Genomic DNA, 12573 nt, shown 5'->3' with positions numbered 1-12573 from the left:
ACCGCGCCGGCAAGCGGCCGCCCTGCCCCCTTCCGGACGAGCCCGCGAGCCGCTATGCGCCGGGCATGACCTTTCCCCTAAAGACCGTCGCGCTGATCGTCGCCGCAGGCCAGGGCAGCCGCGCCGGCGGTGATGTGCCGAAACAATATCGCACTATCGCCGGCAAGGCCGTGCTGGCCCATGCGCATGAGGCGATCGCGGTGCATGACGCGATCGACGCCGTTTTCGTGGTCGTCGCGGACGGCCAGCAGCATGTCGCGCGCGCACTGCTTGGCGACGAGGTGCAAGTGGTTGCAGGCGCGGACAGCCGGCGCGGGTCGGTGCGCGCGGGGCTGGAGGCGATCGACGCGGCGGGCGGGGCCGACATCGTGCTGATCCACGATGCAGCGCGCCCTTTCCTGCCTGCCGCGGTGGTGGACCGGCTACTGGAGGCTCTGACCGAGAGCGAGGGCGCGATTCCCACCCTGCCGGTCGCCGACACGCTGGTGCGGCAAGAGGGCGGAGCCATGGCCGATACGGTGGAGCGCGCGCAGCTGCATCGGGTGCAGACGCCGCAGGCTTTCCGCTTCGCCACCATCCTTGCCGCCCACCGCGCCTGGAACGAAGCGCGCGATGCGACCGACGACGCGCAGATCCTGCGCGCCTTCGGTCATGACGTCATGTTGGTGCAGGGCGACGAAAGGCTCGAAAAATTGACCTACAGGCAGGATTTCGCCCGTGTCGAGGCGCTGCTGGCGCCCGCTCATGTGACGCGAGTGGGCATGGGCTATGACGTGCATCGGCTGGCGCCGGGCGAACCCCTGTGGTTGGGCGGCGTGCTGGTGCCGCATGACCGGGGCCTCGCCGGACACAGTGACGCGGACGTGGCGCTCCACGCCATTGTCGACGCCATGCTGGGCGCGCTGGCGGAAGGTGACATTGGCAGCCATTTCCCGCCATCCGATCCGCAATGGCGTGGTGCTTCATCCGATCGGTTTCTCGCTTATGCGCGCGATCGGGTGATCGCGCGCGGCGGGCGGATCGACCATGTCGACCTCACCATCATCTGCGAAGCGCCCAAGATCGGCCCGCACCGCGACGCCATGCGCGCCCGGATCGCCGCGATCCTGGACGTCCCGAACGAACGCGTCAGCGTCAAGGCGACGACGACGGAAAGGCTGGGCTTTGCCGGGCGGCGTGAAGGCATTGCCGCGCAGGCGGTTGCCACCCTCTCCCTCCCCGCGCTATCCTGACGCCATGCCCGATACCGTTCTTCCGACCCAATTGGTCGAACTCGCCCAGAAGGTCATCCTCGCCAACCGCCGCGCCGGTCGCACGGTCGCGGTGGCGGAAAGCTGCACCGGCGGCCTCGTGTCCGCCGCGCTCACCGAGATCGCTGGCTCATCAGACGTGTTCGAGGCCGGTTTCGTCACCTATTCCAATGACATGAAGGCGGAGCTTCTGAAGGTGTCGCATGATGTGCTCGACACGTTCGGCGCCGTCTCGATCGCCACCGCCTGGGCAATGGCACAAGGTGCGCTGACCAAGAGCCACGCGCATGTCGCCGTCGCCATCACGGGCATCGCCGGACCTGGCGGCGGCAGCGAGCAGAAGCCCGTCGGCACGGTCGTCTTCGCCCGCGCCGAACGCGGCGCCAGCCCCGACAAGGTTGTCGCCGACATGCGGCATTTCGAGGATAATGGTCGGGGCGGCGTGCGGCTTCAGGCGGCGCTGTGCGCGCTCGAACTGCTATTGCCCGAGGACGCGTAAAGCTCCGCCGCGCGGGTTTCGAACGCGCCGATCATCTTGCGCAGCGCCTTGTCGAAAAACTGGCCGGCGAGCATTTCGAAGATGCGGTTCTTGAATTCGAACTCCACTTCGAAATCCACCAGCACCCCGCCCTGCCCGTCGTCGCGAAACTGCCATTCATTGTGCAGATGCTTGAGCGGCCCGTCGAGATAGTCGACGCGCACATGATCGGGACGCTCCTTGAGGACGCGCGAGGTGAAGCTTTCCTTGATCCCCTTGAAACCCACGATCATGTCGGCGACCATCTCGGTCTCGCTGTCCTGGCGGACGCGGATCGCGCTCACCCAGGGCAGGAATTCGGGATAGGCCGCGACGTTCGATACCAGGTCGAACATCTGCGCGGGCGTATAGGGGAGATGGCGAGTCTCGGTATGACGGGGCATCGAACGGTCAGGCCTTCGCCGCAGCCTTGGCGAGTTGCGCCTCGCGCGCGGCCTTCATCTCGGCGAAATCCTTGCCGGCATGATAGCTCGAGCGCGTCAGCGGGCTGGACGCCACCTGCAGGAAGCCCTTGGCTCGCGCGATCGCGGCATAGGCGTTGAAGGCGGCGGGCGTCACGAACTCCATCACCTTGGCATGTTTGGGCGTGGGCTGGAGATATTGCCCCATGGTGAGGAAATCGATGTCGGCCGAGCGCATGTCGTCCATCACCTGATGCACTTCCAGCCGCTCCTCGCCCAGGCCCAGCATGATGCCGGATTTGGTGAAGATCGACGGGTCGAGCTTCTTCACCGTTTCGAGCAGGCGCAGCGATGCATAATAGCGCGCGCCCGGTCGGATCGTGGGATAGAGGCGCGGGACAGTCTCCAGATTATGATTGTAGACGTCCGGACGCGCGGCGACGATCATCTCGACTGCGCGCTCATGCTTGTTGCGGAAATCCGGCGTCAGGATTTCGACGGTCGTGTTCGGCGTCGTGCGGCGCAGCGCCTCGATCACCTTCACGAACTGAGTCGCGCCGCCATCGGGCAGATCGTCGCGATCGACCGAGGTGATGACGATATGTTCCAGCCCCATTTCGGCGCAGGCGTCGGCCAGGTTCTGCGGCTCATTGGGATCGACCTTGCGCGGCATCCCGGTCTTGACGTTGCAGAAGGCGCAGGCGCGGGTGCACACGTCGCCCAGGATCATCACCGTGGCGTGCTTCTTGGTCCAGCATTCGCCGATATTGGGGCATGCCGCCTCCTCGCACACCGTCGCCAGCTTCTTGTCCCGCATCAACTGGCGCGTTTCATTATAGCCCTTGCTGGTCGGGGCCTTGACGCGGATCCAGTCGGGCTTGCGGGCGCGTTCGGGCTTGGCCGGCGCCGTTATGGGGGAAAGCTCGTTCATGGGCACCAGATAGCGATGCCGGGCCGCTCTTGCCAGTGCAGAGTTTGTCAGGCACATCGGCCCCATGATCGACTTTGCCGAAATGCTGGCGGGCTATCGCCGCTTCCGCGAAACCGGCTGGGCGCAGCAGCGCGAACGCTGGGATGAACTCAATGAGGGGCAGAGCCCCCGGGTGATGGTGATCGCCTGTTCCGACAGCCGGGTCGACCCTGCGCAGATATTCGACACCAGCCCCGGCGAGATCTTCGTCGTGCGCAACGTCGCCGCGCTGGTCCCGCCGTTCGAAACGACGCCCGGCCGCCATGGCGTGTCGGCCGCGCTCGAATTCGCGGTGCAGGTGCTCAAGGTGGGTGAGATCGTGGTGATGGGCCATGGCAAGTGCGGCGGCTGCAAGGCGGCGCTTAGCCACGACCTCAAGGACGCGCCTCCGGGCGAAGGCGGCTTCATCCACAACTGGATCGAGCTGCTGGACGATGCGCGCGAAACGGTGGTCAGCCGCTATGGCGAGCGCCGCGACCGCGATGTCGAACGCGCGATGGAGCAGGAGGGCGTCAAGGTCAGCCTCGCCAATCTGCGCAGCTTCCCCTGCGTTCGCGCCAAGGAAAAGGCCGGCGAGCTGAAGCTGATCGGCAGCTTCTTCGCGATTGCCGACGGCCAGTTGCACATATTGGATGAAACGAGCGGCGCCTTTTCGCCCGCCGCCTGACCGAAGGAACCATTATGGCGACTCGGCAGGAAGGGCGCGGCAACATCGCGCTGCTGATCGACGCCGACAATGCATCGGCCGCGCATTTCGACTCCGTCATGACGGTGCTGGCGGAGCTTGGCACGGTCAACATCCGCCGGGCCTATGGCAATTGGAGCAAGGCGACGCTCAAGGCCTGGGCTACTTTGTCCATCACCCAGGCGATCGAGCCGCAGCAGCAGTTCGACCTCACCAAGGGCAAGAACGCCACCGACATGAAGATGACGATCGACGCGATGGACCTGCTGGCAAGCGGGCGCGTCGATGGCTTCGGCCTCATGTCGAGCGACAGCGATTTCACGCCACTGGTGACGCGCATCCGGCAGGACGGCATTTCTGTCTATGGCTTTGGCAACGCCAACACGCCCGAAGGCTTTCGCCGCGCCTGCACTCGCTTCATCGACGTGGCAGCGCTGGAGCCGGCCGACGTGCCGGTTGCCAAGCCCCCGCGCAAGCGGAGCGCCAAGGCGACCACGGCGGCAAAGCCGGCGCCGGCCGGGGACGAGGAGCCCAAGGCCAAGCCGATCGATGACGAAGTCGTAAAGCTGCTGATCGACGCCTATGACGCGGTGAAACGCGACGAGCGCGGTTTTGCGGCGCTGGGCAGCGTGGGCCAGCGGGCGGGCAACCGGTCCAGCTTCGACACGCGCAACTATGGCTATAAGCGGCTGTCGGACCTGATCCGCGTCGTGCCGAACTTCATTGTCGAACTGCGCGAAGGCGGCCAGACCTGGATCAAGCGCGTGCACTGATGCCCCGGATCGCGCGCCGTCTGACCATCACCGGCAAGGTGCAGGGCGTCTGGTACCGGGCATGGACGGTCGAAACCGCGCGGTCGCTGGGCCTTGCGGGCTGGGTGCGCAACCGGACGGACGGCAGCGTCGAAGCCGTGGTCGAAGGCGATGAGAACGCTGTCGATCAGTTCCTTGCCCTGGCCCAGGACGGGCCGGCTGCCGCTCGGGTCGCCGCTGTCGAAACCGAGGATGTCGCCGTCCAATATATGAGCGACTTCCAGAAGCGGCCGACAGCTTGAACATCGGTCCCGAGGCCTAGAGCCCCCCGAGCCGCCCTGCGCTGGTGCACCACCGAGAAGAAAAAAGGGCCGGTCCGAAGACCAGCCCTGAAAGTTTTTAGGAGAGGATGCCTGAAAGGCCTCTCCTCAATGCAATGTTAGCGCGACCATCGTAATTGCGAAACGCTGGGCGGCGATTGCAAAAACTGCAATCGTCGCCTCCAATGGCGGATCAGCGCGTCAGCTTCTTGTAAGCGAGGCGCGTGGGGCGATCGGCGGCGTCGCCCAAGCGGCGGCGCTTGTCTTCCTCATAGGCCTCGAAATTGCCTTCGAACCATTCAACATGGCTGTCGCCTTCGAAGGCGAGGATGTGGGTGGCGAGACGGTCGAGGAAGAAGCGGTCGTGGCTGATGACCACGGCGCAGCCCGCGAAATTCTCGATCGCCTCTTCCAGCGCCGCCAGCGTTTCGACGTCCAGATCGTTGGTCGGTTCGTCGAGCAGCAGCACATTGCCGCCGCGCTTCAACATCTTGGCGATGTGGACGCGGTTGCGCTCACCACCCGACAGCTTGCCGACATTCTTCTGCTGGTCCTGCCCCTTGAAGTTGAAGGCGCCGACATAGGCGCGCGTCGACATGTCATGGCCGTTGACTTTGACGTAATCGAGGCCGTCCGACACTTCTTCCCAGACATTCTTCGACGGGTCGAGATGGTCGCGGCTCTGGTCGACATAGCCCAGGCGGACGGTCGAACCGATGTCGATTTCGCCTGAATCCGGAGTTTCCTGCCCCGTGATGATGCGGAACAGGGTCGACTTGCCCGCGCCGTTGGGACCGATGACGCCGACGATGCCGCCGGGCGGCAGCATGAAGGACAAATCCTCGAACAGCAGCTTGTCGCCATAGGCTTTCGAAATGCCCTTGGCCTCGATCACCTTGCCGCCCAGGCGCTCGGGCACCTGGATGACGATCTGCGCCTTGCCGGGCGCGCGATTTTCCTGAGATGCGACCAGTTGCTCGAACTTGGCGATACGCGCCTTCGACTTGGTCTGGCGGCCCTTGGGACCCTGGCGAATCCATTCCAGCTCGTCATTGATCGCCTTCTGGCGGCCCGTGGCTTCGCGGTCCTCCTGCTCCAGGCGCTTGGCCTTCTTCTCCAGATAGGTGGAGTAGTTGCCTTCGTAAGGGAAATATTTGCCGCGATCGAGCTCCAAGATCCAGCCCACGACATTGTCGAGGAAATAGCGATCGTGAGTGATCATCAGCACCGCGCCGGCATATTCCTTCAGGTGATTTTCCAGCCAGGTGACGCTTTCGGCGTCGAGATGGTTGGTCGGTTCGTCGAGCAGCAGGATGTCCGGCTTCTGGATCAGCAGGCGGGTGAGCGCGATGCGGCGCTTTTCACCGCCCGACAGATTCTCGACCGACCAGTCGGACGGCGGGCAGCGCAGCGCTTCCATCGCGATTTCGAGCTGGTTGTCGAGCGTCCACCCGTCGGCGGCGTCGATCTGCTCCTGCAACGTGCCCATTTCCTCCATCAGGGCGTCGAAATCGACGTCCTCCGGCGGATCGGCCATGATCATGCTGATCTCGTTGAAGCGGTCCAGCTTGTCCGCCATCTCGCGCGCGCCATCCTTGACATTTTCCAGGACGGTCTTGCTCGCGTCGAGCTGCGGCTCCTGCGGCAGGTAGCCGACGGTGATATTCTCGCCCGGCCAGGCTTCGCCGCTATAATCGGTGTCGATGCCGGCCATGATCTTCATCAGGGTCGATTTGCCCGCGCCGTTGGGGCCGACGATGCCGATCTTGGCGCCGCGATAGAATTGCAGGTTGATCTGGTTGAGCACCGGCTTCGCCGCGCCGGGGAAACTCTTGGTCATGCTCTTCATGACATAGGCATATTGCGATGAGGCGGACATGGGTACGCGCTGCTCCGAAAGTCTGGGTAGGGAAATCTGGTCGAAATTTCCGGTCGGGTTAGCGGACGCGGAACATATTGGCAAATGGGTGATGGCTCGCTACCCCTTGAGCCATGCAGAAAATCCGATCGGGCACGCTGGCCGCCCTGCTCCTTGGCAGCATCTTCACCCCCGCCCTCTCCCTTGCCGCGCCTGCCGATAGCGGTACGATTCGGGAAGCCGCCCTGAAGGACGACGTCGCGTGGGACTTCACCGAGGGGTTGACGACCGAAGTGGGCCCCCGGCCCGCCGGCACGCCCCAGGAAGCGCGGGCGCGCGACTGGGCAGTGGCGAAGCTGAAGGCGCTGGGCTTTTCCAATGTCCGGGCCGAGCCCTATCGGATGCCGGTCTGGGTTCGTGGCGAGGAAGCGGGGCGCATCCTGTCGCCTTTCCCGCAAAATCTGGTGCTCGCCGCACTCGGCAACAGCGGTTCGACGCCCGCGAAGGGCATTGAGGGCGAGGTCGTCTACTTCCCCAGCATCGATGCTCTGGAAGCGGCGCCCGCCGCCACCGTGAAGGGCAAGATCGCCTTCGTCGATCATGGCATGAGGGCGACGCAGGATGGATCGTCCTACGGCTATTTTGGCGCCGCGCGGCGGCAGGGCCCCAGCATCGCATCGCAGAAGGGCGCCATCGCCATCCTGATCCGATCGATCGGCACCGATCATCATCGCGTGCCCCATACCGGTGTCCAGATGTGGGCCGATGGCGCGACGCCGATCCCGGCCGCTGCCCTGTCCGTCCCCGACGCCGAGCAGCTGGCGCGGGTGGTGGCGCGCGGCCAGCCGGTGAAGGTCCACCTGACGCTGACATCCAGGATGCTGAAGGACCAGCCTTCGGGGAATGTCATCGCCGAAATTCCGGGCAGCGATCCCGGCGCCGGCGTGGTGGTGGCCGCTTGCCACCTCGACAGCTGGGACCAGGGCACCGGCGCGATCGACGATGCGACCGGCTGCGGCATCGCCGCCGCATCGGCATTGCAGGTCGCTAAGGCGGGGCAGCCGCGTCGCACCATCCGCGTGCTGATGGCGGGCGCGGAAGAAGTGGGCGGCGACGGCGCGCGCGCCTATTTCAACGCCCATGGCACCGAGCGCCATGCGCTGGCGATGGAATCCGACTTCGGCGCCGACCGTGTGTGGCGGGTCGACTTCAAGCTGCCGCAGGGCCATGACGATCTGGCCAAGCGCATCGCGGCCGCGCTGGCGCCGCTGGGCGTGGGTGCGAGCACGCAGGAAGCGGGCGGCGGCGCCGACATTGCGCCGCTGGTGAAGGCGGGCGTGTCGGTCATCGACTTGCAGCAGGACGGCACCCGCTATTTCGATCTGCACCACACGCCCGACGATACGCTGGACAAGGTCGACCCCGCGCAGCTGCGGCAGAATGTCGCCGCCTGGGCGGTGACGCTGAACCTTGTGGCGAATGCCGCAGAAACAATGAGCGCTAACTGAACTTTTATAGTAGACAACGCCCCGTCGCGTGATTCTGCCGCTTCACCGACGCTAGAAAAGCATTGATTTGTGCAGCGCACACGTTAATGCGGGTCGCTCGCGTAGGGCCACATCTGTAACGTGCCAGACGCGGCATAATGCTATGGGAGCCGTACACAATGAAGAAGATCGCTGTTGTTTTCGCTTCGGCCAGCCTGATGGCCCTCGCCGCTTGCGGTGAGAAGCCGGCCAACGAGACCGCGAACGCTTCGAACGCTGTCGTCGAGAACGTCGTCGAAAACGCCATGAACGCTTCGGACAATGCGATGAACGCCGCGAACGTCGCCGACAACGCTGCGATGAACGCCGCGAACGTCACGAACGCGATGTAATCTTCGCATTAGCGAGATTTCGGAAAGGGCGGGTCCTTCGGGGCCCGCCCTTTTTCGTGCCCGGGAACATCCGCCGTGCCCGCGCGCTTCCTGCCTGCAATCAAGGAGATGATCGATGGGCAAGGGCATATTATTGTGGCTTCTGGGCGTGCCAATCCCCATCATTCTGCTCTTGTGGCTGTTCTTTCATTGATGGCCGATTGACGGGGCGCCCGTCCCCCCGCTAAGGCCCGCCCAGTCGGGGAGTGGCGCAGTCTGGTAGCGCGCCTGCTTTGGGAGCAGGATGTCGCAGGTTCGAATCCTGTCTCCCCGACCATTTTATCGCTTTTCGCGAAGGAAATCCGCCTCTTAGCATGGGCCGGACATGGGCGTTGTGACCACGACCAACACACACAACGCCTACACATGATCCTGCACATGCGGAAAGGCGAACACCTTGTCCCGCATTCCCCACGTCCACCGTTTCGGCGCCCGCTATGCGTATCGGCGCCGCATCCATTTCCGAAATATTATCTCTCGTCCGATTACCGTGTCGTTGCGGACCGCCGACCCGGTGGTGGCCCGCAGGCGCGCCGCGATGCTCTCGGCCTGCTTCGTGATCGTGAAGGCGAAGGTTGATAGCATGCTGGAGACAGGCCCCGCGCTGACGGGCCAGCAGATTGACGAGATTTTCCGGGTGGCGCTCGAGAACGAGCTGAACAGCCTGCTGGACGACGCCTACCGGAATGCGCCGTGGTCCGAATCTGTGACAGACGTTGCCGCAGAAATTGCAGCGGCATGCCGGAACCTTCGTCGGCCGAACCGACCGCTGAGCCCCGCCACTTCGTGGCGCGAGGTGCCGCCTGATCCATCCGAGCACCGCGATCTCGACGGGGCAGACTTCTATGCCGCCCAGATCGTCGCCAACCTCGGCGACGATCAGGTCGCTGCCATTTTGCAGGCAGTCGGCGCGCCCGTGCATACCGGCATTCTTGAGCTGGCCCGGATGCATATCATTCGCGGGATGGGCAAAGGCGCAGAGTTGGCCCAGCGCGCTTTCGACGACGACGTGCTCGCCGCGCCGGATCCAGCTCTCGCGCTTGTCGCGGCGACCTACGGACGATCGCCAGATGAGCAAATTCTTCTCAGCCGCCCGAACTTAGCCCCACCTCCGGTTCAGGTTCCGGCTGCGCCGCCGCAGCCCGACAGCTACTTTTTCGAGTACGAGCCCCGCCGATTTTCGGAGGTTATTGATGAGGTGATCGCCGAGCTCCGGGCCGACAAAATCTGGAAAGTCGACACCAGTCAGCAGCGACGCATCATGATGTGCTTTGCCTGGGTCACCGGGGACCGTCCGCTGGGTGCTTACAACCATCTCGACGCAGGTCATTTCAAGAAATGCCTGCAGAAGATTCCGAAGGATTTTCAGTTCGGCACCTTCGAGGAAGGGCCGATGTCTCGTCCATTTGACGAGGTGCTTGCCGCTATGCCTCCGCTCACCCCCCAGGTTACGCGCAGCAACAAGACAGTGAACCGAGACCTGTCCTTTATGGGCACTGTCAGCAAGAGGCTCGCGACGTCCTATTGGAGGCCAAAGTTCCCAGGCGCTCTCGTTCTGGATTTCGCGGCCGAACGCGTGAAAATCACGGAGTCCGAAAAAGACGATCTGCGACCGCCATGGAAGCGCGAGCACATGGATTGCCTCTTTCGCTCTCCGCTATACCTCGGTGGGGGGCGCGACCTCCACCGGCTGCGCGATGATGGCCGAGCATTACGCATCTGGCATGACGCGGCCTATTTCGCGCCATTGATCTGGTATTACTCCAGCGCCTGTCGCGAGGAGATCTGCGGTTTGGAGTTGGCCGACATTACCGTCGATCACCCCACACCGCATTTCGAAATCCGCGACAACCTGACGCGCGGGCGGGACGGTGAAATGCGGGGGCTCAAACGGGCTGCTCGTCACCGACACCTGCCAATCCATCCGGAACTCATCCGGCTCGGATTTCTCGACTATGTCGAAGCGATCCGGAAGGAGCGCCACGTGGCGCTCTTTCCGGAATTGTATCGGCAATCGGAAAAGCGTGGCGGCGCGTTCTTCTATGAACGCGCCTGGCAGCATATGGCCGACTATATCGGCGACCGCCTGCCGGTCCGCGTGAATAAGCGGGGCAAGGGTCCGGACATCCATTCGATCCGTTCGTTGGGCTCCAGCTTCTATGAGGTCGAGGGTGCCAACGAAAATATCCGCGCAGACGTGATGGGCCACGCTCGAAAATCGGTGAACGGCATCTCTTACTCGAAGCGGATTGAAACCGAGGGCCTGGATGTGGTTCTCGCGGAGCGTCAGGCGTTCATCCTGAAATACGTTCCCGTCCTGACGGAGCACATTCCAGCTGCGCCTATCAATCTGCTGCCGCTCGATCAGCGATCCCGGGTTGGTTCGTCCCGGAATCGCAAGACTCGCAGCGATGCGGGGACGAAGTAGCGCTGATTCATCGGGTGATGCGGCGGGATCTCGCCGCATCACCCAGCCCACACCGGTTCTTTCAGCAGATGCCCGGCCAGCGGTCGTTGACCGTGAACCCGGCGCTTTCGATATCGCGCAGGTTTGCACAGCGCCGTCGCCAGGCGAACTCCATCCTTTTCTGTTGCGCCCAACTGGCGATCCAGTTCGGATGGCGGCGTCCCCGCCGATAGTCGTGGCGCCAGTGCCGGCCCGTTACGATCAGGTGGGCATGCGGCGGGATGAGCCAGTCGCCGTCTTCAGCTTCGATCGCATGGATCGCCCACGCCACTGCCGCCCCCTTTGCGACGAACTGCGAGTGCACGAAGCCTTCGACCATCCAGCGCCAATGCTCGGGGCGGATGCGTGTGGGAATTTCCATCATCACGTGCCAGCCAGCCAGATCGGCCGGGTCGCCTGACGCTGCCGTGGCCCGATCTGCCTCCTCCCAAATCTGATAGGGGTTGGCCGCGGCCCAGAGCGGCGCACTCGCGGGCAGCGCGAGGCCGGCGCCCTTCAACTCGAACCGGCGTTCGGCGAAGCGCGCAGGCATCGGACCGAACCTGTCGACCGGCGCGCTGTCGCGCCAGATATAGGCGACGTTGGCGGTCATCGTCCGATACGCAGGGACGCGCCCGACGTATCGCCATTCCTCGGATACCGGGCGGATCTTGAAATCCGGCCACTCAGCGCGCGAGATCGCACGCGGCCTGACGACGAGTTCGCGCCGGGCGGCCTTCAGTTGTTCGTGTTCAATGAACATTCTTGTCTCCGAAAACGCCGACGCCGCCCACAAGGGGCGGCGTCGGAGGGCATTGTGTGATGGGAAAAGTTGCGCTCAGGCGGCAACCTGAAGGTCGGCGACATCATGGGCATCCTGGTAGCTGCCCCCCAGCATGACGAACTTTCCGCCCGTCAACTCGAGACCGTCCAGCGCCGCCGCCATCTTGCGCAGCCGCTGCCATGCGACCTGCTCGCCGCGCGTCAGGAGATGTCGCGCCGGCAGCTTGTAGCTGACGAGCTGATTGCGCTCGTCGATCCGCCACCTCTTGTCGCCATGGAGCATCTCGAGCGGCGCCCTTTCGCTGGCGGCGAACAAGCGGGCTTTCGGCAGCCAGTGGACCCCGTGGTGACCCAGCACGGCCAACCCGATCTCGGACGGCTCCGGCGCGTCGATGTCGACGAACGTCAGGTGGACGAAATCTCGCTGCATCTCGATCGCGATGTCAGCGAGGTGTCGATCCTTCTCGAGATCCCGCGGGCCGCTGGTGGAGAATGCGACCGTGTGCCGCGCCGGCGCAAAAACCGGATAGCCGAGCAAGGTCCGCAGGGCGAAGGCCCATGACTGACCGTTTTTGATGTAAGGATGCGTCATCTCGTACTCCTTTTGATGGACGGCCTCTCGGCCTGGGATTTTTCCGCTCACCTGCGGCTC

General features: G+C 64.0%; 13 protein-coding genes and 1 tRNA gene. 9 read left to right on the top strand and 5 right to left on the bottom strand.

The window, feature by feature from the left end:
* The first annotated feature begins 65 nt into the window (after window positions 1–65).
* Window positions 66–1232: a bifunctional 2-C-methyl-D-erythritol 4-phosphate cytidylyltransferase/2-C-methyl-D-erythritol 2,4-cyclodiphosphate synthase gene (locus ACGGKE_RS03555; RefSeq protein ID WP_394440083.1), complete on the top strand. Its 1167-nt coding sequence runs from the start codon at window positions 66–68 to the stop codon at window positions 1230–1232.
* A 4-nt stretch (window positions 1233–1236) separates the two neighbouring features.
* Complete coding sequence (locus ACGGKE_RS03550) at window positions 1237–1749, top strand: CinA family protein (protein ID WP_228166482.1); 513 nt, start codon at window positions 1237–1239, stop codon at window positions 1747–1749.
* On the opposite strand, the gene ACGGKE_RS03545 is transcribed toward ACGGKE_RS03550, so the two are convergent.
* Complete coding sequence (locus ACGGKE_RS03545; RefSeq protein WP_317515598.1) at window positions 1701–2171, bottom strand: type II toxin-antitoxin system RatA family toxin; 471 nt, start codon at window positions 2169–2171, stop codon at window positions 1701–1703. The genes ACGGKE_RS03550 and ACGGKE_RS03545 overlap by 49 nt on opposite strands.
* Before the next feature lie 7 nt (window positions 2172–2178).
* Window positions 2179–3177, bottom strand: a complete 999-nt coding sequence (lipA, locus tag ACGGKE_RS03540) for a lipoyl synthase (protein ID WP_228166484.1) — start codon at window positions 3175–3177, stop codon at window positions 2179–2181.
* A gap of 7 nt (window positions 3178–3184) precedes the next feature.
* Between lipA and ACGGKE_RS03535 the strand changes: the two genes are divergently transcribed.
* From ACGGKE_RS03535 to ACGGKE_RS03525, 3 genes are read left to right on the top strand one after another with little or no spacing between them, the layout of a single operon-like run.
* Window positions 3185–3826: a carbonic anhydrase gene (locus ACGGKE_RS03535; RefSeq protein ID WP_394440080.1), complete on the top strand. Its 642-nt coding sequence runs from the start codon at window positions 3185–3187 to the stop codon at window positions 3824–3826.
* Between the two features lie 14 nt (window positions 3827–3840).
* Entirely contained in the window at window positions 3841–4617 is a 777-nt protein-coding gene (locus ACGGKE_RS03530; RefSeq protein WP_394440078.1) for an NYN domain-containing protein, read from the top strand.
* Window positions 4617–4898, top strand: a complete 282-nt coding sequence (locus ACGGKE_RS03525; protein ID WP_394440076.1) for an acylphosphatase — start codon at window positions 4617–4619, stop codon at window positions 4896–4898. Before ACGGKE_RS03530 ends, ACGGKE_RS03525 begins: the two co-directional genes overlap by 1 nt.
* Before the next feature lie 211 nt (window positions 4899–5109).
* Here the strand turns inward: ACGGKE_RS03525 and ettA are convergent, their stop codons facing one another.
* Window positions 5110–6795 carry an energy-dependent translational throttle protein EttA gene (gene ettA / locus ACGGKE_RS03520; protein ID WP_394440074.1) on the bottom strand — a complete coding sequence of 562 codons (1686 nt, stop codon included), beginning with the start codon at window positions 6793–6795 and terminating at the stop codon, window positions 5110–5112.
* A 113-nt stretch (window positions 6796–6908) separates the two neighbouring features.
* Here ettA and ACGGKE_RS03515 point away from each other — a divergent pair, with 113 nt between their 5' ends.
* From ACGGKE_RS03515 to ACGGKE_RS03500, 4 genes are all read left to right on the top strand, one after another.
* Window positions 6909–8282 carry a M28 family peptidase gene (locus ACGGKE_RS03515; protein WP_394440072.1) on the top strand — a complete coding sequence of 458 codons (1374 nt, stop codon included), beginning with the start codon at window positions 6909–6911 and terminating at the stop codon, window positions 8280–8282.
* Window positions 8283–8440: 158 nt separating this feature from the next.
* A complete protein-coding gene (locus ACGGKE_RS03510) occupies window positions 8441–8653 on the top strand; it encodes a hypothetical protein (RefSeq protein WP_228166490.1) in 213 nt (70 codons plus the stop codon).
* A 239-nt stretch (window positions 8654–8892) separates the two neighbouring features.
* A tRNA-Pro gene (locus tag ACGGKE_RS03505) sits at window positions 8893–8969 on the top strand.
* Window positions 8970–9089: 120 nt separating this feature from the next.
* The gene (locus ACGGKE_RS03500; RefSeq protein ID WP_394440070.1) at window positions 9090–11120 is read left to right on the top strand and encodes a hypothetical protein; all 2031 of its coding nucleotides are present in this window, start codon (window positions 9090–9092) and stop codon (window positions 11118–11120) included.
* Between the two features lie 61 nt (window positions 11121–11181).
* Here the strand turns inward: ACGGKE_RS03500 and ACGGKE_RS03495 are convergent, their stop codons facing one another.
* Window positions 11182–11901 (bottom strand): MobA/MobL family protein, encoded by a 720-nt coding sequence (locus ACGGKE_RS03495; protein WP_394440068.1) that lies wholly within the window; start codon window positions 11899–11901, stop codon window positions 11182–11184.
* Between the two features lie 75 nt (window positions 11902–11976).
* The gene (locus tag ACGGKE_RS03490) at window positions 11977–12513 is read right to left on the bottom strand and encodes a hypothetical protein (RefSeq protein WP_394440066.1); all 537 of its coding nucleotides are present in this window, start codon (window positions 12511–12513) and stop codon (window positions 11977–11979) included.
* Window positions 12514–12573 lie beyond the last annotated feature (60 nt).

Source organism: Sphingobium naphthae (genome assembly GCF_043589935.1).
GTDB classification, from domain to species: Bacteria; Pseudomonadota; Alphaproteobacteria; order Sphingomonadales; family Sphingomonadaceae; genus Sphingobium; species Sphingobium naphthae_A.
This window is presented reverse-complemented; position numbering and strand designations above follow the sequence as displayed.

Coding starts and splice junctions, on each gene's coding strand:
- ACGGKE_RS03555 (WP_394440083.1), top strand. CDS start 66: ATGACCTTTCCCCTAAAGACCGTCGCGCTGATCGTCGCCGCAGGCCAG.
- ACGGKE_RS03550 (WP_228166482.1), top strand. CDS start 1,237: ATGCCCGATACCGTTCTTCCGACCCAATTGGTCGAACTCGCCCAGAAG.
- ACGGKE_RS03545 (WP_317515598.1), bottom strand. CDS start 2,171: ATGCCCCGTCATACCGAGACTCGCCATCTCCCCTATACGCCCGCGCAG.
- lipA (WP_228166484.1), bottom strand. CDS start 3,177: ATGTGCCTGACAAACTCTGCACTGGCAAGAGCGGCCCGGCATCGCTAT.
- ACGGKE_RS03535 (WP_394440080.1), top strand. CDS start 3,185: ATGATCGACTTTGCCGAAATGCTGGCGGGCTATCGCCGCTTCCGCGAA.
- ACGGKE_RS03530 (WP_394440078.1), top strand. CDS start 3,841: ATGGCGACTCGGCAGGAAGGGCGCGGCAACATCGCGCTGCTGATCGAC.
- ACGGKE_RS03525 (WP_394440076.1), top strand. CDS start 4,617: ATGCCCCGGATCGCGCGCCGTCTGACCATCACCGGCAAGGTGCAGGGC.
- ettA (WP_394440074.1), bottom strand. CDS start 6,795: ATGTCCGCCTCATCGCAATATGCCTATGTCATGAAGAGCATGACCAAG.
- ACGGKE_RS03515 (WP_394440072.1), top strand. CDS start 6,909: ATGCAGAAAATCCGATCGGGCACGCTGGCCGCCCTGCTCCTTGGCAGC.
- ACGGKE_RS03510 (WP_228166490.1), top strand. CDS start 8,441: ATGAAGAAGATCGCTGTTGTTTTCGCTTCGGCCAGCCTGATGGCCCTC.
- ACGGKE_RS03495 (WP_394440068.1), bottom strand. CDS start 11,901: ATGTTCATTGAACACGAACAACTGAAGGCCGCCCGGCGCGAACTCGTC.
- ACGGKE_RS03490 (WP_394440066.1), bottom strand. CDS start 12,513: ATGACGCATCCTTACATCAAAAACGGTCAGTCATGGGCCTTCGCCCTG.